Raw genomic sequence first — 18,350 nt, 5'->3', positions numbered from 1 at the left:
TTAGCCGCGGGCGATTACTGCCGCGTCGGCTTCGACCTTTTCGGCCGCTTTCTGGCGGATCAAGCGTTCAAGCTCATCCACCAGATTGTCATTCGTCAGTTTCTGCGACGGCTTGCCGTCGATGTAAATCAGGTTTGGCGTGCCGCCGGTCAAGCCGATATGGGCTTCCTTGGCTTCGCCCGGCCCGTTGACCACGCAACCGATGACCGCGACATCCAGCGGCACCAGCAGGTCTTCGAGGCGCCCTTCCAGCTCGTTCATGGTTTTGACCACATCGAAGTTCTGCCGCGAGCAGCTCGGGCAGGCGATGAAGTTGATGCCACGGGAACGCAGATGCAGGGATTTGAGAATGTCGTAGCCGACTTTCACTTCCTCGACCGGGTCGGCCGCCAACGAGATGCGAATAGTATCGCCAATCCCTTCGGCGAGCAGCATACCGAGGCCCACGGCGGATTTCACCGTGCCTGAACGCAAACCACCGGCTTCGGTGATGCCCAGGTGTAGCGGCTGGACGATTTCCTTGGCCAGCAAGCGGTAAGCGGCGACGGCCATGAATACGTCAGAAGCTTTCACGCTGACCTTGAAGTCCTGGAAATTCAGGCGTTCAAGGTGCTCGACGTGACGCAGGGCCGACTCAACCAGCGCAGCCGGGGTCGGCTCGCCGTATTTCTTTTGCAGGTCTTTTTCCAGGGAACCGGCGTTCACGCCGATGCGGATCGGAATCCCGCGATCACGGGCGGCATCGACTACCGCACGCACGCGGTCTTCGCGACCGATGTTGCCCGGGTTGATTCGCAGGCAGTCAACGCCCAGTTCGGCTACGCGCAGAGCAATCTTGTAGTCGAAGTGGATGTCGGCAACCAAAGGCACTTTGACCAGTTTCTTGATCTTGCCGAAGGCTTCAGCGGCATCCATGTCGGGCACGGAAATTCGCACGATATCGACGCCAGCCGCTTCCAGACGATTGATCTGGGCCACGGTAGCGGCTACGTCATTGGTGTCGCTGTTGGTCATGCTCTGCACAGCGATAGGCGCATCGCCGCCAACGGGCACATTACCGACCCAGATCTTGCGGGATTCGCGACGTTTGATTGGAGATTCGCCGTGCATGACTTATTGACCCAACTTCAGGCGAGCAGTCTCGCCACTGGTGAACGGAGCGACATCAACCACCTGCCCGTTGTAGCTGACCTGCGCACCACGGGCGAAGCCCAGACGCACGGAGAAAGGTGGCTTGCCGCTCACGGAAATGTTTTCGCCTTTACGCTTGAGACCGCTCAACAGCACCTTGCCGGTGCCATCGGTCACTTGCGTCCAGCAATCAGCAGTGAATTGCAGTTGAACCTGACCCTGGCCGGCAACCGGAGCAGCCGCTGCTGGAGCGGGAATGGTCGGAGTAACCGAGGCGCTCGCAGGCGGGGCTGATACAACAGGAGCAGTCGGGGATGGCGTGGTCAGAGTCGCGACAACCGGAGCGATGCTGTGCGTCGGTGCAACGGGCGCTGGCGCAGCAGGTGCAGTCGGAGGCGCGGTCGCTTCAGCTTCGGCCGGTGCTTCAGAGGAATTTTCGGCTTGTGGCAACGCCAGCGACGTCGAGCCTTCAGCCTGACCTTCCGCGACGGCCTGGTCTTCCGGCTCGTCCAGCGGATGGATCTGGGTGGTGCCGTCAGCGCCTTCGACTTCAACGTGTTCCGGGCTCAGGCTAGTCAGGTCTTTGGTGCGCAATGAGGTTTGATCCTGCCACCAGACAAAACCACCACCAATCACTGCCAACAGCAACAGCAGGCTGACAACTCGCAAAATGGTGTGGGAAACCCGAACCGGCTCTTCGATACGTCCCAGGCTATGAACGTTGCTGCCCTGGGAGTCGGTGCCGGTGGATTGGTCGAACTGTTGGACCAGTACGGTTTGATCCATACCGAGCAATTTCGCGTAGGCGCGAATATAACCGCGAGCAAAGGTATGCCCAGGCAGCTTGTCGAAAGCGCCGGCTTCCAGATTGCTCAGGGAATTGACGGTGAGGTTGAGCTTGAGGGCCACTTCGGCCAGCGACCAGCCATTGCTTTCGCGGGCCTGGCGCAAGGTCTCACCGGGATTAACGCGATTCGCTGCTACAACTTCGGGATGCGCCGCTTTCATCATTGCTCCGACAGGTATTGCTGATATTCCGGCGTACCGGGATAGAGTCGTTTTAGTTGCAGGCCAAAACTGGCGGCCTTGTCGCGATCATCAAACACTTTTGCCAGCCGAACGCCGAGCAATAGACTACGTGCATTTTGCTCGGTGAGCAGGCTAAAACGATCGTAATAGTCACGCGCGGGCACATAATGCCTGTCTTCGAAGGACAACTCAGCCATTTCCAGCAATGCACGTGGCTGTTGGCGATTCAAACGCAGGGATTTTTCCAGCTGCTGCTGCGCCAGATCGCGCTGCCCCAGCTTCGAAGCGGTCATGCCGAGGTTCTCGAACACCCGTGAGCGCTCAGGATACAAGGTATCGGCGGCGGCCTGTTCAAAGCGCTCGTAAGCTTCTTTGTACCGTTTCTCTTCGAAAAGAAAACTGCCGTAGTTGTTCAGGATTCGCGCATCGTTGGGGCGAGAAGACAGCGCCTTGCGAAAATGCTGATCCGCCAGCTCCGGCTCCATCTCGGCCTGGAATACCAGGCCCAGCGCAGCGTTGGCATCCGGATCCGAGTCATCCAGGTCCAGCGCTTTCTTCAACGGTACTTTCGCCCGTTCGGTCATACCCTGCTGCAAGTACCCCAAGCCCAGCTGCACATAGGCAACGCGCGCCTCATCGCGGCCCTTGCTGGTCTTCATCGGGTTGAAATCGCCCGACAGGACACAACCAGCACACAGGCTGGCCAACAGCAAAAGCAGCGCTAAGCGCAGGGACATAGAGATCCTCTCTTAATTATTGTTCGCAGCGTTCTGTGCGATATCGTTTTCGGCGCTTAACTCACGCACGGCGATATAACGCTCGCTGCGACGGGTGCGATCCAGCACCTGCCCTACCAATTGGCCACACGCGGCATCGATGTCTTCACCGCGGGTGGTGCGTACGGTGACATTGAAGCCGGCATGGTGAAGCTGATCCTGAAAACGACGAATCGCGTTGTTGCTCGGGCGCTCGTAACCGGAATGCGGGAACGGGTTGAACGGAATCAGGTTGATCTTGCACGGGATGTTCTTGAGCAACTCGATCATCTCGACCGCGTGTTCGACCTTGTCGTTGATGTCTTTGAGCAAGGTGTACTCAATGGTCAGTACGCGCTTCTCGCCCAGGGACGACATGTAGCGCTGGCACGACTCGAGCAGCATCTTAAGCGGATACTTCTTGTTGATCGGCACCAATTGGTTACGCAATGCGTCGTTTGGTGCATGCAGGGACAACGCCAGGGAGACGTCGATGTGCTTGGACAGCTCATCGATCATCGGCACCACACCCGAGGTAGACAGGGTTACGCGGCGCTTGGAGATCCCGTAGCCCAGGTCATCCATCATCAGATGCATGGCAGCCACGACGTTGTCGAAGTTCAGCAGCGGCTCACCCATGCCCATCATCACCACGTTGGTGATGGCACGGTCGGCGGTCGCCGGGATGCTGCCGAACGATTTATTGGCAATCCACACCTGGCCGATGACTTCGGCGGCAGTGAGGTTGCTGTTGAATCCTTGCTTGCCGGTGGAGCAGAAACTGCAATCCAGGGCACAGCCTGCCTGGGACGAAACGCACAAAGTGCCGCGTTTGCCCTGGGGAATGTACACGGTCTCGACGCAGCTGCCGGACGCCACGCGCACCACCCACTTGCGGGTGCCGTCGGTGGAGATGTCCTCGCTGACAACTTCAGGACCGCGAACCTCGGCAATAACCTTGAGCTTGTCGCGCAAGGCCTTGCTGACGTTCGTCATGGCGTCGAAATCATCGACGCCAAGGTGGTGAATCCATTTCATTACCTGACCGGCACGGAAACGCTTCTCCCCGATTGAGTCGAAGAATTTTTCCATTTCCAGCTGAGTCAGACCCAGCAGGTTGGTTTTTACAGTCGATGTAGTCATGGATTCACCTTCACTCTTAAGCCAATGCTTAGCGAGTGGTTACTTCAGTAGCTGCGAAGAAGTACGAGATTTCGCGAGCAGCAGCGGCTTCGGAGTCCGAACCGTGTACAGCGTTGGCGTCGATGGAATCAGCGAAGTCAGCGCGGATGGTACCGGCAGCAGCTTCTTTAGGGTTGGTAGCGCCCATCAGCTCACGGTTCAGAGCGATAGCGTTTTCGCCTTCCAGAACCTGAACGACAACCGGACCGGAGATCATGAAAGCAACCAGGTCGCCGAAGAAACCACGAGCGCTGTGCTCAGCGTAGAAGCCTTCAGCTTCAGCTTTGGACAATTGCTTCAGTTTCGAAGCTACAACGCGCAGGCCAGCTTTTTCAAAACGAGTGGTGATCTCGCCGATAACGTTTTTTGCAACAGCGTCAGGCTTGATGATGGAGAAAGTACGTTGAACAGCCATGGTGTAACTCCAGAAACGGTAATTTGCGAAAAATTAAACCCGCGAATTATACGCGGGTTCTTTGGTATTGCCTAACGGCTTACAGGTCGCGACCCTCCGCCTTCTGTAGGAGCTGCCGAAGGCTGCGATCCTTTGATCCTGGTCTTGCACTTGAGATTCAAGTGGCATCGGAAAAGATCGCAGCCTCGCTTCGCTCGTCAGCTCCTACTCTGCTTCTTCGATCCAGGCGGCCTGAATGGCTTCAAGCACCTTCTCGCCACCGCGGGTCGGATCATCACTGAACTCCGGCAATGCCAGCACCCATTTGTGCAGATCGACGAAGTTCACGTAACGCGGGTCCACATCCGGCTTGGATTCAGCCAGCTGGATCGCGATTTCCAGCACATCAACCCATTTCAGACTCATTTCAATTCCTTGAATCAGTGCGGCGCTTCAGCCGCATGGTTGACCGAGTATTTCGGAATTTCGACAGTCAGATCTTCATTCCCGACGATCGCCTGACAGCCTAGACGCGATTGCGCCTCCAGACCCCAGGCACGATCCAGAAAATCTTCTTCCAGCTCATCCGCTTCTTCCAGCGAGTCAAAGCCTTCACGAATGATGCAATGACAGGTGGTGCAGGCGCAGACGCCGCCACAGGCGCTTTCCATCTCGATATGGTGCTCGTGGGCCAGCTCGAGAATGGATGTGCCAGGCTCAGCCTCCACAACCATACCTTCCGGGCAGAACTTCTCGTGTGGCAGAAAAATGACCTGCGGCATCGTTATTCCTCAATCTCATTCAGGTTGCGCCCCGCCAGCGCGGCTTTCACCGTCGAGTCCAGGCGGCGGGCAGCAAAGGCATCGGTCACTTGCGACAGACGCTTGGTCTGCTGCTCGATGGCGTAACCATCAGTACCTTTCATCAATTCGGTCAGTTCCTGCATCTGCAATTCGATGACCATGCGCTCTTCGGCGTCGAGCAAACGCTCGCCATCGACATCGAGGGCGCCCTGCACCGCTTCGATCAGGCGCTGGGCATCGACCTGCTGTTCACGCAACACCCGAGCGACCTTGTCGTCGTTGGCGTGCTGGAACGAGTCCTTGAGCATTTTGGCGATTTCGCCATCCGTCAGACCGTAGGACGGCTTGACCTGGATGCTGGCCTCAATGCCCGAGCCCAGTTCGCGGGCAGATACACTGAGCAGACCGTCGGCATCGACCTGGAAGGTCACGCGAATCTTCGCCGCACCGGCCACCATCACCGGAATGCCGCGCAATTCGAAGCGTGCCAGGGAGCGGCAGTCGCTGATCAGCTCGCGCTCACCCTGCAATACGTGGATCGCCATGGCCGACTGGCCATCTTTATAAGTCGTGAAGTCCTGAGCTCGGGCGACAGGGATGGTGGTGTTGCGTGGAATCACCTTCTCCATCAGTCCGCCCATGGTTTCCAGCCCCAGGGACAACGGAATCACGTCAAGCAACAGCAACTCATCGCCATCACGCTTGTTGCCAGCCAGGGTATCGGCCTGGATCGCGGCACCGAGGGCCACCACTTGATCCGGATCGATTTCGGTCAACGGTTCGCGACCGAAGGCTTCAGCGACGGCTTCGCGGACGCGAGGCACGCGTGTCGAACCGCCCACCATGACCACCGCGTGCACTTCGTCCAGCTCGATGCCGGAATCACGCACAGCGCGGCGACAGGCTTTCAGGCTGCGAGCAACCATCGGCTCGATCAGCGCATTGAAGGCTTCACGGGTCAGCTCGGCTTTCCAGTCGCCATAAGCAACTTCAACGGACGAGGCATTGGTCAGGGCTTCTTTGGCCGCACAAGCGGTTTGCAGCAGATGGCGTTGCGCACCCGGATCGAGGTCGGCGGACAGACCGGCGCAATCGATGATCCAGCCAGCGATTGCGTGGTCGAAGTCATCGCCGCCCAGCGCGCTGTCGCCGCCGGTAGCCAAAACCTCAAACACGCCGCCGGTCAGACGCAGAATCGAAATATCGAAGGTGCCACCACCCAGGTCATAAATCGCGACCAGGCCTTCAGCTTGTTGATCCAGACCGTAAGCCACAGCAGCGGCGGTCGGCTCATTGAGCAGACGCAGCACATTAAGACCGGCCAGTTTGGCGGCATCCTTGGTGGCTTGACGCTGAGCATCGTCGAAATAGGCCGGAACGGTGATCACCGCGCCTACCAGTTCGCCACCCAACGTCGCTTCGGCGCGCTGACGCAGCACTTTCAGGATATCGGCGGAAACTTCGACCGGGCTTTTCGGGCCCTGAATCGTGTCGATGAACGGCATGTGCGATTCGCCGCCGACAAAGCGGTACGGCAGTTGATCGCCCAATTGCTTGACGTCGGACAGACCACGACCCATCAAGCGCTTGACCGACAGCACGGTGTTCAAAGGATCGGTGGCGGCAGCCAGCTTGGCCGACTCGCCGACTTCGACGCGATCAGCGTGATAGCGCACGGCAGACGGCAGGATGACCTGCCCGTCAGCGTCAGCCAGAGGTTCGGAAAGACCACTGCGCAACGCAGCGACCAGCGAATTGGTAGTGCCCAAGTCGATCCCCACAGCCAGACGACGCTGGTGCGGTTGAGGACTTTGGCCGGGTTCGGCGATCTGCAGTAGGGCCATCGTTATCAGGACTTATCTGTATATCAGGCGTGCGACCGGAGCGGCACTGGGTTAATCGTCGAGGCGCTCTTCTAACTGGCGCACTTCGTAGGTGAGCTTGTCGAGGAACTGCATGCGCCGCATCAGGCGTTCGGCCTGTTCACGTTGCGCTGCATCATCCCAACAGGCAGCGAAGCTTTCGTTCAGTTCATCCTGCGCAGTTTTCAGGCGACGCTTGAACACTGCAACACCCGCCAGGTCGGCGCTGTCTTGCAGGTCTTCGAGCTCTTCACGCAGCTCCATCTGCTGCAGAAGAAACTCCGGATCATGCACCGTGACCTCCAGCGGCAGCTCGCGACCGCCCATGGCGAGCAAGTAACGCGCGCGCTTTGGGGGACTTTTGAGCGTCTGGTAGGCCTCGTTGAGGCTCGCGGATTGCTCTAGCGCCAGCCGCTGCTCGCGCTCGGAAGCGTCTGCAAAGCGGTCCGGATGAACACCGCGCGCCAACTCACGGTAGCGCGTGGCCAACTGATCGAGATCCAGACGGAAGCTCGGTTTCAGCTCAAATAAAGCGAAATGACAAGGAGTACCCACAAGCAGCCTCAGATGTTGAAGCTTTCGCCGCAGCCACATTCACCGCGCACGTTGGGGTTGTTGAACTTGAAGCCTTCGTTCAACCCTTCCTTGACGAAATCGAGTTCGGTGCCGTCCAGGTAGGCCAGGCTTTTCGGGTCGATGATCACTTTCTCGCCGTGACTTTCGAACACCTGATCCTCTGCAACCACCTCGTCGACAAACTCCAGCACGTAGGCAAGGCCGGAACAGCCTGTGGTGCGAACACCCAGACGAATTCCTTCACCTTTGCCGCGCCCGTTGAGGGAGCGTCGCACGTGTTGAGCAGCCGCTTCTGTCATGCTGATAGCCATCGGTGACTCCTTACTCGTCGCCAAAACTTGAAAGTCAGATCAAGCCTTTCTTCTGCTTGTAGTCGCGAACGGCCGCTTTGATAGCGTCTTCAGCAAGTACGGAGCAGTGAATTTTTACTGGCGGCAGAGCCAGCTCTTCAGCCAGCTGAGTGTTTTTGATGGTCTCTGCTTCATCCAGAGTCTTGCCTTTCATCCACTCGGTCGCCAGGGAGCTGGAGGCGATAGCCGAACCGCAACCGTAGGTCTTGAACTTGGCGTCTTCGATGATGCCTTGCTCGTTGACCTTGATCTGCAGACGCATCACGTCGCCGCACGCCGGAGCGCCGACCATGCCGGTGCCGACATCAGGGTCTTCCGCGTCCATCTTGCCGACGTTGCGCGGGTTCTCGTAGTGGTCGATGACCTTTTCGCTGTAAGCCATGATTCTTAATCCTCACTCATCAGAGAGTCGCTCTTAAGCCCTGAAAACCTGCGTCTTACAGGGCCGGTTTGCGGCGACTTGAAATCAGTGTGCCGCCCACTCGATTTTCGAAATGTCGACACCGTCTTTGTACATGTCCCACAGCGGCGACAGAGTGCGCAGCTTGGTAACGGCCTCGCAGACTTTCTGCGCGGCGTAGTCGATTTCTTCTTCGGTGGTGAAACGGCCGAAGGTGAAGCGAATCGAGCTGTGTGCCAGTTCGTCGTTGCGGCCCAGGGCGCGCAGTACGTACGAAGGCTCAAGGGAAGCCGAGGTGCAGGCCGAACCGGACGAAACCGCCAGATCCTTGAGCGCCATGATCAGCGACTCGCCTTCAACGTAGTTGAAGCTCAGGTTCAGGTTGTGCGGTACGCGGGCGGTCATGCTGCCGTTGATGTACAGCTCTTCCAGGCCTTCGACCTGTTTGAAGAAACGGTCACTCAGGGCCTTGATGCGGATGTTCTCGGCAACCATGTCTTCCTTGGCTACGCGAAAGGCTTCGCCCATGCCGACGATCTGGTGGGTCGCCAGGGTGCCCGAACGCATACCGCGTTCGTGACCGCCGCCGTGCATGGTCGCTTCGATGCGAACACGCGGCTTGCGGCTCACGTACAGTGCGCCGATGCCTTTAGGGCCGTAGGTTTTGTGGGCAGAGAACGACATCATGTCGACTTTCAGCTTCGACAGGTCGATATCGACCTTGCCGGTGGACTGAGCAGCGTCGACGTGGAACAGGATGCCCTTGGAACGGGTCAGTTCGCCGATGGCTGCGATGTCGTTGATGGTGCCGATTTCGTTGTTCACGTGCATGACCGAAACCAGGATGGTGTCGTCGCGCAGGGCAGCTTCGATCATCTCCGGGGTGACCAGACCATCAGTGCGAGGCTCGATGTAAGTGACTTCGAAGCCTTCACGCTCCAGTTGGCGCATGGTGTCGAGGACAGCCTTGTGCTCAATCTTGGTGGTGATCAGGTGTTTGCCTTTAGTGGCATAGAAATGCGCCGCACCCTTGATTGCCAGGTTGTCGGACTCGGTGGCACCGGAGGTCCAGACGATTTCACGCGGGTCGGCATTGACCAGGTCAGCGACCTGACGACGAGCGTTTTCGACGGACTCTTCAGCTTTCCAGCCGAACACGTGGGAACGGGACGCCGGGTTACCGAAGTTTCCGTCGACCAGCAGGCATTCACTCATCTTTTGCGCTACACGCGGATCAACCGGGGTGGTCGCAGAGTAATCAAGGTAAATCGGCAATTTCATGGACTATCTCCTAAATCAGGCTGGCTGGCGTGCCGCTAGCTCTTTGGCTGTCATTCGACGGCGGACGCTTCAATCTTGTCCAGGCGCGGCGCTTTGCTGTTGCAACGGCGCTGATCCTGACGCTGGGCTACTTCTTGTACCTCACGGCGAGTGACAAGGTCAGCCAAGCTGATACCGCTCAGAAACTCGTGAATCTGCAGGCTCAGATCGCACCACAAGTGGTGGGTCAGACAGGTGTCGCCTTGATGGCAATCGCCCTGGCCCTGGCATTTGGTGGCATCGACCGATTCGTTAACCGCATCGATCACCTGGGCGACCTGGATACCCTGCATGTCGCGCGACAGCTGATAGCCGCCGCCTGGACCACGGACGCTGGACACCAGATTGCTGCGGCGCAATTTGGCGAAGAGCTGTTCGAGGTAGGACAGGGAGATGCCTTGGCGCTCGGAGATATCGGCCAGGGACACCGGCCCGTGCTGCGCGTGCAACGCCAGGTCAAGCATGGCGGTTACGGCGTATCGGCCTTTTGTAGTCAGTCGCATGGACAATTACCACGGAGTTCAGAATGGGGCGAGTATGCAATTCCCGAGTATTTAAGTCAACTATAAGACCTAGTACTTTAGTCAGGATTACCCGCAAAAGAGCGGCCGCATCATAGCAAAGGCGGGCCGCTTACAGCCAGCAGTACCGCGTTATCGTTCTTCGCGAGCAAGCCCGCTCCCACAAGGACGATGAGCATCCTGTGGGAGCGGGCTTGCTCGCGAAGGGGCCAACTCGGTTTAACTGGCCTGACTCTGATCCTTGTCCTTCACACAGGCAAAGTCTTCTTCACGCAGCTCAGGAAGATCCTTGGCGCAGTAGTTACTGCCCAGATCCTTCAACGCACCGCACATACCCTCCAGACGACCATCAACCGCCTGCAAATGATCGAGCAACTGATTGATGGCACGCGCCACCGGGTCTGGCATGTCTTCGCCAACACCGTAGGCATCGAAACCGATCTTCTCGGCCATGGCCTTGCGCTTGGCGTCCTGCTCTTCATCGGATTTGACGATGATCCGCCCCGGAATACCGACCACTGTCGCCCCGGCCGGCACAGCCTTGGTCACCACAGCATTGGAACCGACCTTGGCCCCGGCGCCGACCGTGAACGGGCCAAGCACCTTGGCGCCCGCCCCTACCACTACACCATCTTCCAGAGTCGGGTGACGCTTGCCCTTGTTCCAACTGGTGCCGCCCAGGGTCACGCCCTGATAAAGGGTGACGTCGTTGCCGATCTCAGCGGTTTCACCGATGACGATGCCCATGCCATGGTCGATAAAGAAGCGACGACCGACCTTGGCACCCGGATGAATCTCGATCCCGGTCAACCACCGACCGAAGTTCGACACCAGTCGCGCCAGCCACTTCCAGCCCATACCCCACAGAGCCGACGACAGGCGATGGATCCAGATGGCGTGCATGCCCGGGTAGCACGTCAGAACTTCAAAGGCGTTGCGCGCTGCCGGATCACGATGGAAAACACTCTGGATATCTTCACGCAAACGCTCGAACATTTTTAATCCTTCCGCTTAAGAAGCTCACCACGGGCCGCTTTCTGGGTTTCCGTGAGGATGCCACGCAATATATTCATTTCCGCCCGGCTGACCGAGCTGCGTCCGTACAACCGGCGCAGGCGCGCCATCAAGTGCCGTGGCTTTTCCGGATCGAGGAATTCAATGGCCACCAGGGTTTGCTCCAGGTGCTCATAGAATCGCTCCAGCTCATCCATGGTCGCCAGCTCACCACTTTTGGTGGACGCCACTTCATCCTTCTCGACCTTGCTCGGCTGGCCTTGGGCCGCGAGCCAGGACATGCGCACTTCATAACTCAACACCTGCACCGCCGCCCCAAGGTTCAGCGAACTGAACTCAGGGTCTGATGGGATGTGCACGTGATAATGACATCGCTGCAGCTCTTCATTGGTCAGACCGGAATCTTCACGACCAAAGACCAAGGCAATCTCGGCACCCTGCGAGGCTTCCTCCACAACCTTCACTCCGCATTCGCGGGGATCGAGCAACGGCCAGGGAATGCGACGGTCACGGGCGCTGGTGCCGAGCACCAGATTGCAGCCAACCAAGGCATCTTCCAAGGTGGCGACGACTTGCGCGTTTTCAAGGATGTCACCGGCACCGGAAGCACGAGCATCGGCTTCGTGATGCGGGAACAACCGCGGTTCGACCAGCACCAGCCGCGACAGGCCCATGTTCTTCATGGCACGCGCAGCCCCGCCGATATTCCCGGGATGGCTGGTATTGACCAGGACGACACGAATGTTATGCAGCAAGGGAGGCGCTCTCGAACACAGAAATGGGGAGCAGAATCTTACAGTTCATCCTACCGTTAAGCTACGAAACCGAACACCGACCTTCACCTGTAGAAAAGTTCTGATAGAATGCCCGGCTTTCTTTAACAACCTTAGGTGACACATCCATGCAGCCCATGCTGAATATCGCGCTGCGCGCCGCCCGCAGCGCCAGTGAATTGATCTTCCGCTCCATCGAGCGCCTGGATACCATCAAGGTCGACGAAAAAGACGCCAAGGATTACGTATCCGAGGTGGATCGCGCCGCCGAACAGAAAATCATCGACGCGCTGCGCAAGGCCTACCCTACCCACGGCATTCTCGGTGAAGAAACCGGCATGCACCCTGGTAGCGGCGAAGGCGAAGAATACCTGTGGATCATCGATCCACTGGACGGCACCACCAACTTCCTGCGCGGCATTCCTCACTTCGCCGTCAGCATCGCCTGCAAATACCGCGGTCGCCTGGAACACGCAGTTGTTCTGGACCCGGTTCGCCAGGAAGAATTCACCGCCAGCCGTGGTCGCGGCGCTCAACTGAACGGTCGTCGTCTGCGCGTCAGCGGCCGTACCAGCCTGGACGGCGCCCTGCTGGGTACCGGCTTCCCGTTCCGCGATGACCAGATGGACAACCTCGACAACTACCTGGGCATGTTCCGCGCCTTGGTTGGCCAGACTGCCGGCATCCGCCGCGCTGGCTCGGCGAGCCTGGACCTGGCTTACGTAGCGGCCGGCCGTTTCGACGCATTCTGGGAGTCGGGCCTGTCCGAGTGGGACATGGCTGCAGGCGCACTGCTGATTCAGGAAGCAGGCGGCCTGGTGAGCGACTTCACCGGCGGTCACGACTTCCTTGAGAAAGGCCACGTCGTTGCCGGTAACACCAAATGCTTCAAAGCAGTACTGACGGCCATCCAGCCGCACCTGCCGGCCTCGCTGAAACGCTAAGCGAGCAGCCAGAAAAGGCACCCCTCGGGGTGCTTTTTTTATGCCTGAAATCCAATCGCCGAAAACACCACAGATCCAATGTGTGCGGGCTTGCTCGCGAAAGCGGTGCGTCATCCAACATAAATGCTGAATGTTACATCGCCTTCGCGAGCAAGCCCGCTCCCACAAGGGATTAGCGGCGGTACATAAATCTCAGGCATCGGCATAGGGGACGACCTTCACAGGCCGCTCCCCTGCCACACCACCCGGCATGCGGGTCCGCACCGGGCGGTTCGAGAGATGGAGGTTATGAGAGACGTACTAATCCCAGCCTGTCGAACCACGCAATAGTAAGCACGCGGTTCAGCTCCAGACGACTGTTATGCCACCAGCGGCAGGTGTTTCCTGCCACCTTCTGTGCCACCTGATTACTCGCGCCAAGTGCTCGCAGCTCACGATACGTCGTCGTTCCGCGCTTCCATTGTTTAAGCTGGATCGCTCGCAACCGGTGTCGTATCCATTCGTCCAGCTCACGCCAGACGGCTGGAGTTTGCGACAACCCGAAGTAAGCTTTCCAACCCAAAATGTAAGGTCGCAGGTCGTCGACAATCAGCTGCAAGCTACGGCCACATGAGCGTCGGGTGTACCAGCGTATTCGTTGCTTGAACTGCTTCTGCGCTTTATAGGACGCATCACGTTTGACCTCACCGCGGGCCGACCACAACTCGTAGCCCAGAAACTTGCGGCCGAACGCACTCGCCACCGCACTCTTGTTCTCGTTGACGCTCAAGTGCAGCTTTTCGTACAGCGTTTGGCCTGCATGGCCCATGTACGGCGCAAGTTAGTCGATGCGCAAAAAGTGCAGCCCAAGGGCAAAGCCGGTCGAGCCGATGTGGCGCTGACGATGATCAACAAGTTGTACGGCATCGAGCGTGGGTTGAAAGAGATGACCGATGAACAGCGTTTTGCCGGTCGCCAGGAACAGAGCTTGCCGGTGCTCAGCCAGTTAAAAAACTGGCTGGAGAAAACTCATCCCCAGGTCACATCACAAAGTGCCTTGGGCAAGGCCGTGGGTTATTTGGCCAGTAACTGGAGCCGGCTGGAGCGTTATATAGAGGCTGGCTTTTTACCAATCGACAACAATGCCGCCGAAAGAGCAATCAAACCGTTTGTGATCGGTCGCAAAGCATGGCTATTCAGCGATACGCCCAAGGGCGCCGCAGCCAGTGCGCAGATCTACAGTCTGGTCGAGACCGCCAAGGCAAACGGCCAGGAGCCCTATACGTGGCTGCGCCATGTACTGGAGCGATTACCGCAGGCTGAGTCGGGTGAAGACGTTGAAGCGCTACTACCCTGGAATTGGAGGGCATCATGAGTATCAATATTGATCATCTGAGTGTCGATGAGTTAGTGACATTGAATCATCACATTATCGAACGGCTGAAGATGCTGGAGTCGTTGGAAGCTCATAAATCGATGATGCAGTTCCATCCAGGAGCACGGGTAAGCTTCGACTCACCCAGTGGTGAGCGCCTGTCCGGTACCGTCATGAAGTTCAACCGCAAGACCGTCACAGTGGTAACCGACACCAGCCAACGCTGGAATATTTCGCCGCACTTGCTTTCACCGATCAAAAACGTACAAGCGGGCACGGTGGTGGATATCAAGCCACAAAAAATGAAGTAGCTGCGCCGCGAATGGCCTCCGCGCCAGCATGATTTGATTCCTCCCCCACCTCAGACGCCGCCTGTTTGGATAGGTGGGGTTTATGGATCAGTTACAAAAAAAGCACCCCGCAGGGTGCTTCTTTTTGAATCTGAATTTCAGCTATTTACTGAGCCGGCTCGTTCTGCCCCAGGATCAGCTTGCCTTCCTTGTCGACCGGAATCTGGTTGCCCGGATCGCGATCCATCCGCACTTTGCCTTCCTTGCCATCCAGTGAATAACGGACGTCATACCCTACGACCTTGTCACTGATGTCATTCACGGTATTACACCGCGTCTGAGTCGTGGTGTAGGTGTCGCGCTCCTGCATGCCTTCCTGAACCTTGTTACCCGCATAACCGCCGCCGACCGCACCGGCCACTGTGGCGATCTTCTTGCCAGTACCGCCGCCGATCTGATTACCCAACAGACCACCAGCCAGCGCACCGACCACCGTACCGGCGATCTGGTGTTGATCTTTCACCGGCGCTTGCCGGGTTACTGCAACGTCCTTGCATACTTCACGTGGCGTCTTGATTTGTGTCTTGACCGGTTCAACGGCCAGAACTTGCGCATACTCAGGGCCGCTTTTTTTAACCAGGCTGTAGGTGGCAACAGCACCCCCGGCCGTCACACCAACAGCACCCAATACTGCACCAACCAGCATCGACTTGTTCACATGAACCTCCTGACCATCACATGCGGGACAAGCCCGCGCTTCTCCCAGCCTTGGAGCATAAAAAAAGGCGCGAGTTCAATACTCGCGCCTTTTCGGCCGACAGCTGGAAAACGATAGCCGTTATGGGCGGTCGTCGACTTCCTTATCGGTAGCCACTGTAGGAATCAGATCCTCAGTGCTCAGGTTCAGCCAGATCAGCACGACGTTGGCGATGTAGATCGACGAGTACGTACCCGCCAACACACCGATAAACAGCGCGATGGAGAAGCCGAACAGGTTGTCGCCACCAAAGAACAACAGGGCCGCGATCGCCAGCAAGGTGGAGATCGACGTCGCCATGGTCCGCAGCAGGGTCTGGGTGGTCGAGATGTTGATGTTCTCGATCAGGGTCGCCTTGCGCAGTACGCGGAAGTTCTCACGAACCCGGTCGAATACCACGATGGTGTCGTTGAGCGAGTAACCAATGATCGCCAGTACCGCCGCCAGCACCGTCAGGTCGAAGGTGATCTGGAAGAATGACAGGATACCGACGGTCACGATCACGTCGTGAATCAACGAAACGATGGCACCGACCGCGAACTTCCACTGAAAGCGGAAAGCCAGGTAGATCAGGATGCCGCCCAACGCCATCAGCATGCCGAGGCCGCCTTGATCGCGCAGCTCTTCACCGACCTGAGGGCCGACGAATTCGACGCGCTTGACCACCGCAGGGTTGTCGCCACCGACCTTTTGCAAGGCCTCGGCCACCTGGTGACCCAACTGCGGGTCTTCACCTGGCATACGTACCAGCAAATCGGTAGTCGCACCGAAGCTCTGTACGATCGCCTCGTGATAACCCGATGCAACCAGCTGCTCACGCACCTTGGTGACATCGGCCGGACGCTCGTAGGTCAGCTCGATGAGCGTACCGCCGGTGAAGTCCAGACCCCAGTTCATGCCCTTGGTGGCGACGCTGAACAAAGCCAGCGCGGTAAGGAACAATGTGACGCCGAACGCAAAGTTGCGAACGCCCATGAAGTTGATTGTACGTAACATGGCAGCCCCTTAAATCCACAACTTCTTGAAGTCACGACCGCCGAAGATCAGGTTGACCATCGCGCGGGTCACCATGATGGCCGTGAACATCGAGGTAAAGATCCCGAGGGACATGGTCACTGCGAAACCTTTGACCGGGCCGGTGCCCATCGCAAAGAGAATCCCGCCGACCAACAAGGTTGTCAGGTTGGCGTCGAGAATCGCGGTGAATGCCCGGCCGAAGCCTTCGTTGATTGCCCGTTGTACGGTCATGCCAGCCGCAATCTCTTCACGTATCCGCGAGAAGATCAGAACGTTGGCGTCGACGGCCATACCCATGGTCAACACGATACCGGCGATACCCGGCAGGGTCAGCGTTGCACCCAGCAGCGACATCAGGGCCAGCAGCAGCACCATGTTCACCGCCAGCGCGACGGTGGCGATGATGCCGAAGAAGCGGTAGATGGCCATGATAAACAGCGAGACAAACAGCATGCCCCACAGCGATGCATCGATACCTTTGACGATGTTGTCGGCACCCAGGCTCGGGCCAATGGTACGTTCTTCAGCGAAGTACATCGGGGCAGCCAGACCACCGGCACGCAGCAGCAGCGCCAGTTCGGACGACTCGCCCTGGCCGTTCAGGCCGGTAATACGGAACTGAGCACCCAGCGGCGACTGGATGGTCGCCAGGCTGATGATCTTTTTCTCTTCCTTGAACGTCTGGACCGGCACGTCTTTCTCGACGCCATTGACCACTTGCTTGACGTAAGTGGTAACCGGACGTTGCTCGATAAAGATCACTGCCATGCTGCGACCAACGTTGCTGCGAGTCGCACGACTCATCAGCTCACCACCATGGCCATCCAGACGGATGTTCACTTCTGGCGTGCCGTGCTCGCCGAAGCCAGCCTTGGCGTCAGTCACCTGGTCGCCAGTGATGATCAGGCCACGCTCAATCTGAGCAGGCGGACGCTTGCCTTCACGGAACTCGAAGGTCTCGGAAGAGGCTTTCGAAGCACCCGGCTCAGCAGCCAGACGAAACTCAAGGTTGGCCGTCTTGCCGAGGATACGCTTGGCTTCGGCGGTGTCCTGCACGCCCGGCAGCTCAACCACGATGCGGTTGGCGCCCTGACGCTGAACAATCGGTTCGGCAACACCCAGCTCGTTGACGCGGTTACGTACCGTGGTCAAGTTCTGCTTGATGGAGTATTCGCGGATTTCCGCCAGCTTGGCCGGGGTCATCGCCAGACGCAGCACCGGTTGGCCATTGAGGTCGGCCGGAACAATGTCGAAATCGTTGAAGCTCTTGCGGATCAGCGTACGGGCTTGTTCGCGGGTTGCTTCATCAGTGAAGCCCAGCTGAATGGCACCGTTGAGTTGCGGCAGGCTGCGATAGCGCAGTTTCTCTTTACGCAACAGGCTCTTGACGTCGCCTTCGTACACTTTCAAGCGCGCGTCGAGGGCTTTGTCCATGTCCACTTCCAGCAGGAAGTGCACACCACCGGACAAGTCCAGACCCAGCTTCATCGGGTGCGCGGCCAGGCTGCGCAGCCATTGCGGGGTGGTTTGTGCCAGGTTCAGTGCAACGACGTAGTCATCACCCAATGCCTTGCGCACGACGTCCTTGGCAGGTAGCTGATCTTCAGCCTTGGTCAGACGAATCAAACCGCCCTTGCCGTTGGCGGCCAAAGTGGCAGCCTTGACGTTGATCCCGGACTCCTTGAGCGCAGCGCTCACACGGTCCAGATCAGCCTGATTGACCAACAGTGCGGTACTTGCACCGCTGACCTGAATAGCCGGGTCATCAGGATATAGATTGGGAGCGGAATAAATCAGACCGACCGCCAGCACCGCCAGGATCAGAATGTATTTCCACAGAGGGTATTTGTTCAGCATCACGCCGCCCGCTTATGACGC

General features: G+C 58.1%; 20 protein-coding genes and 2 pseudogenes. 3 read left to right on the top strand and 19 right to left on the bottom strand.

The window, feature by feature from the left end; all coding sequences use genetic code 11:
* The 15 genes from ispG to trmJ all read right to left on the bottom strand — a co-directional run bounded on the left by ispG (position 1) and on the right by trmJ (position 12,092).
* On the bottom strand, positions 1–1,110 hold the full coding sequence (gene ispG / locus ACMXYH_RS06230) for a flavodoxin-dependent (E)-4-hydroxy-3-methylbut-2-enyl-diphosphate synthase (protein WP_008147751.1): 1,110 nt from the start codon (positions 1,108–1,110) through the stop codon (positions 1–3).
* Positions 1,111–1,113: 3 nt separating this feature from the next.
* Entirely contained in the window at positions 1,114–2,139 is a 1,026-nt protein-coding gene (locus ACMXYH_RS06225; RefSeq protein ID WP_415766605.1) for a RodZ domain-containing protein, read from the bottom strand.
* On the bottom strand, positions 2,139–2,897 hold the full coding sequence (gene pilW / locus ACMXYH_RS06220) for a type IV pilus biogenesis/stability protein PilW (protein ID WP_129438191.1): 759 nt from the start codon (positions 2,895–2,897) through the stop codon (positions 2,139–2,141). Before pilW ends, ACMXYH_RS06225 begins: the two co-directional genes overlap by 1 nt.
* Before the next feature lie 12 nt (positions 2,898–2,909).
* Positions 2,910–4,058, bottom strand: a complete 1,149-nt coding sequence (rlmN, locus tag ACMXYH_RS06215) for a 23S rRNA (adenine(2503)-C(2))-methyltransferase RlmN (protein ID WP_033061468.1) — start codon at positions 4,056–4,058, stop codon at positions 2,910–2,912.
* A gap of 28 nt (positions 4,059–4,086) precedes the next feature.
* Complete coding sequence (gene ndk / locus ACMXYH_RS06210; RefSeq protein ID WP_007916882.1) at positions 4,087–4,512, bottom strand: nucleoside-diphosphate kinase; 426 nt, start codon at positions 4,510–4,512, stop codon at positions 4,087–4,089.
* Positions 4,513–4,716: 204 nt separating this feature from the next.
* The gene (gene iscX / locus ACMXYH_RS06205; RefSeq protein WP_116581898.1) at positions 4,717–4,917 is read right to left on the bottom strand and encodes a Fe-S cluster assembly protein IscX; all 201 of its coding nucleotides are present in this window, start codon (positions 4,915–4,917) and stop codon (positions 4,717–4,719) included.
* Between the two features lie 14 nt (positions 4,918–4,931).
* Positions 4,932–5,273: an ISC system 2Fe-2S type ferredoxin gene (gene fdx / locus ACMXYH_RS06200; RefSeq protein WP_033061467.1), complete on the bottom strand. Its 342-nt coding sequence runs from the start codon at positions 5,271–5,273 to the stop codon at positions 4,932–4,934.
* 2 nt (positions 5,274–5,275) lie between these two features.
* A complete protein-coding gene (gene hscA / locus ACMXYH_RS06195) occupies positions 5,276–7,138 on the bottom strand; it encodes a Fe-S protein assembly chaperone HscA (protein ID WP_415766604.1) in 1,863 nt (620 codons plus the stop codon).
* Positions 7,139–7,189: 51 nt separating this feature from the next.
* On the bottom strand, positions 7,190–7,711 hold the full coding sequence (gene hscB / locus ACMXYH_RS06190; RefSeq protein WP_008070981.1) for a co-chaperone HscB: 522 nt from the start codon (positions 7,709–7,711) through the stop codon (positions 7,190–7,192).
* Positions 7,712–7,719: 8 nt separating this feature from the next.
* On the bottom strand, positions 7,720–8,043 hold the full coding sequence (iscA, locus tag ACMXYH_RS06185) for an iron-sulfur cluster assembly protein IscA (RefSeq protein WP_007903589.1): 324 nt from the start codon (positions 8,041–8,043) through the stop codon (positions 7,720–7,722).
* Positions 8,044–8,077: 34 nt separating this feature from the next.
* Positions 8,078–8,464: a Fe-S cluster assembly scaffold IscU gene (gene iscU, locus ACMXYH_RS06180; RefSeq protein ID WP_003443374.1), complete on the bottom strand. Its 387-nt coding sequence runs from the start codon at positions 8,462–8,464 to the stop codon at positions 8,078–8,080.
* Positions 8,465–8,548: 84 nt separating this feature from the next.
* The gene (locus tag ACMXYH_RS06175; RefSeq protein WP_074873944.1) at positions 8,549–9,763 is read right to left on the bottom strand and encodes an IscS subfamily cysteine desulfurase; all 1,215 of its coding nucleotides are present in this window, start codon (positions 9,761–9,763) and stop codon (positions 8,549–8,551) included.
* A gap of 50 nt (positions 9,764–9,813) precedes the next feature.
* Entirely contained in the window at positions 9,814–10,305 is a 492-nt protein-coding gene (iscR, locus tag ACMXYH_RS06170; RefSeq protein ID WP_007903581.1) for a Fe-S cluster assembly transcriptional regulator IscR, read from the bottom strand.
* Positions 10,306–10,542: 237 nt separating this feature from the next.
* Positions 10,543–11,319: a serine O-acetyltransferase gene (gene cysE / locus ACMXYH_RS06165; RefSeq protein ID WP_033061461.1), complete on the bottom strand. Its 777-nt coding sequence runs from the start codon at positions 11,317–11,319 to the stop codon at positions 10,543–10,545.
* Positions 11,320–11,321: 2 nt separating this feature from the next.
* The gene (gene trmJ, locus ACMXYH_RS06160) at positions 11,322–12,092 is read right to left on the bottom strand and encodes a tRNA (cytosine(32)/uridine(32)-2'-O)-methyltransferase TrmJ (RefSeq protein WP_415766603.1); all 771 of its coding nucleotides are present in this window, start codon (positions 12,090–12,092) and stop codon (positions 11,322–11,324) included.
* Between the two features lie 146 nt (positions 12,093–12,238).
* On the opposite strand from trmJ, the gene suhB reads away from it, so the two are divergent.
* Complete coding sequence (gene suhB, locus ACMXYH_RS06155; RefSeq protein ID WP_008147729.1) at positions 12,239–13,054, top strand: type III secretion system regulator SuhB; 816 nt, start codon at positions 12,239–12,241, stop codon at positions 13,052–13,054.
* Between the two features lie 286 nt (positions 13,055–13,340).
* On the opposite strand, the pseudogene ACMXYH_RS06150 reads toward suhB, so the two are convergent.
* Positions 13,341–13,841, bottom strand: a pseudogene (locus ACMXYH_RS06150) (group II intron maturase-specific domain-containing protein); the annotation flags it as partial.
* Between ACMXYH_RS06150 and tnpC the strand changes: the two are divergent.
* Positions 13,833–14,408, top strand: a pseudogene (gene tnpC / locus ACMXYH_RS06145) (IS66 family transposase); the annotation flags it as partial. The pseudogenes ACMXYH_RS06150 and tnpC sit on opposite strands and share 9 nt — an antisense overlap.
* Entirely contained in the window at positions 14,405–14,719 is a 315-nt protein-coding gene (locus ACMXYH_RS06140) for a hypothetical protein (RefSeq protein ID WP_129444071.1), read from the top strand. The pseudogene tnpC and the gene ACMXYH_RS06140, both read left to right, overlap by 4 nt.
* Before the next feature lie 145 nt (positions 14,720–14,864).
* Here the strand turns inward: ACMXYH_RS06140 and ACMXYH_RS06135 are convergent, their stop codons facing one another.
* The 3 genes from ACMXYH_RS06135 to secD all read right to left on the bottom strand — a co-directional run bounded on the left by ACMXYH_RS06135 (position 14,865) and on the right by secD (position 18,329).
* A complete protein-coding gene (locus ACMXYH_RS06135; protein WP_415766602.1) occupies positions 14,865–15,416 on the bottom strand; it encodes a glycine zipper 2TM domain-containing protein in 552 nt (183 codons plus the stop codon).
* 120 nt (positions 15,417–15,536) lie between these two features.
* The gene (gene secF / locus ACMXYH_RS06130) at positions 15,537–16,451 is read right to left on the bottom strand and encodes a protein translocase subunit SecF (protein ID WP_415766601.1); all 915 of its coding nucleotides are present in this window, start codon (positions 16,449–16,451) and stop codon (positions 15,537–15,539) included.
* 9 nt (positions 16,452–16,460) lie between these two features.
* Positions 16,461–18,329: a protein translocase subunit SecD gene (gene secD / locus ACMXYH_RS06125; RefSeq protein WP_415766600.1), complete on the bottom strand. Its 1,869-nt coding sequence runs from the start codon at positions 18,327–18,329 to the stop codon at positions 16,461–16,463.
* Positions 18,330–18,350: the final 21 nt, after the last annotated feature.

The sequence above is a fragment of the Pseudomonas frigoris genome (assembly GCF_047758635.1).
GTDB lineage: Bacteria > Pseudomonadota > Gammaproteobacteria > Pseudomonadales > Pseudomonadaceae > Aquipseudomonas > Aquipseudomonas frigoris.
The sequence above is the reverse complement of the archived record's forward strand: the minus strand, read 5'-3'. Positions and strand labels throughout refer to the sequence as shown.

Excerpts from the sequence above, each read along its gene's own strand:
- ispG (WP_008147751.1), bottom strand. The coding sequence starts at position 1,110 with ATGCACGGCGAATCTCCAATCAAACGTCGCGAATCCCGCAAGATCTGG.
- ACMXYH_RS06225 (WP_415766605.1), bottom strand. The coding sequence starts at position 2,139 with ATGAAAGCGGCGCATCCCGAAGTTGTAGCAGCGAATCGCGTTAATCCC.
- pilW (WP_129438191.1), bottom strand. The coding sequence starts at position 2,897 with ATGTCCCTGCGCTTAGCGCTGCTTTTGCTGTTGGCCAGCCTGTGTGCT.
- rlmN (WP_033061468.1), bottom strand. The coding sequence starts at position 4,058 with ATGACTACATCGACTGTAAAAACCAACCTGCTGGGTCTGACTCAGCTG.
- ndk (WP_007916882.1), bottom strand. The coding sequence starts at position 4,512 with ATGGCTGTTCAACGTACTTTCTCCATCATCAAGCCTGACGCTGTTGCA.
- iscX (WP_116581898.1), bottom strand. The coding sequence starts at position 4,917 with ATGAGTCTGAAATGGGTTGATGTGCTGGAAATCGCGATCCAGCTGGCT.
- fdx (WP_033061467.1), bottom strand. The coding sequence starts at position 5,273 with ATGCCGCAGGTCATTTTTCTGCCACACGAGAAGTTCTGCCCGGAAGGT.
- hscA (WP_415766604.1), bottom strand. The coding sequence starts at position 7,138 with ATGGCCCTACTGCAGATCGCCGAACCCGGCCAAAGTCCTCAACCGCAC.
- iscA (WP_007903589.1), bottom strand. The coding sequence starts at position 8,043 with ATGGCTATCAGCATGACAGAAGCGGCTGCTCAACACGTGCGACGCTCC.
- iscU (WP_003443374.1), bottom strand. The coding sequence starts at position 8,464 with ATGGCTTACAGCGAAAAGGTCATCGACCACTACGAGAACCCGCGCAAC.
- ACMXYH_RS06175 (WP_074873944.1), bottom strand. The coding sequence starts at position 9,763 with ATGAAATTGCCGATTTACCTTGATTACTCTGCGACCACCCCGGTTGAT.
- iscR (WP_007903581.1), bottom strand. The coding sequence starts at position 10,305 with ATGCGACTGACTACAAAAGGCCGATACGCCGTAACCGCCATGCTTGAC.
- cysE (WP_033061461.1), bottom strand. The coding sequence starts at position 11,319 with ATGTTCGAGCGTTTGCGTGAAGATATCCAGAGTGTTTTCCATCGTGAT.
- suhB (WP_008147729.1), top strand. The coding sequence starts at position 12,239 with ATGCAGCCCATGCTGAATATCGCGCTGCGCGCCGCCCGCAGCGCCAGT.
- ACMXYH_RS06140 (WP_129444071.1), top strand. The coding sequence starts at position 14,405 with ATGAGTATCAATATTGATCATCTGAGTGTCGATGAGTTAGTGACATTG.
- secF (WP_415766601.1), bottom strand. The coding sequence starts at position 16,451 with ATGTTACGTACAATCAACTTCATGGGCGTTCGCAACTTTGCGTTCGGC.
- secD (WP_415766600.1), bottom strand. The coding sequence starts at position 18,329 with ATGCTGAACAAATACCCTCTGTGGAAATACATTCTGATCCTGGCGGTG.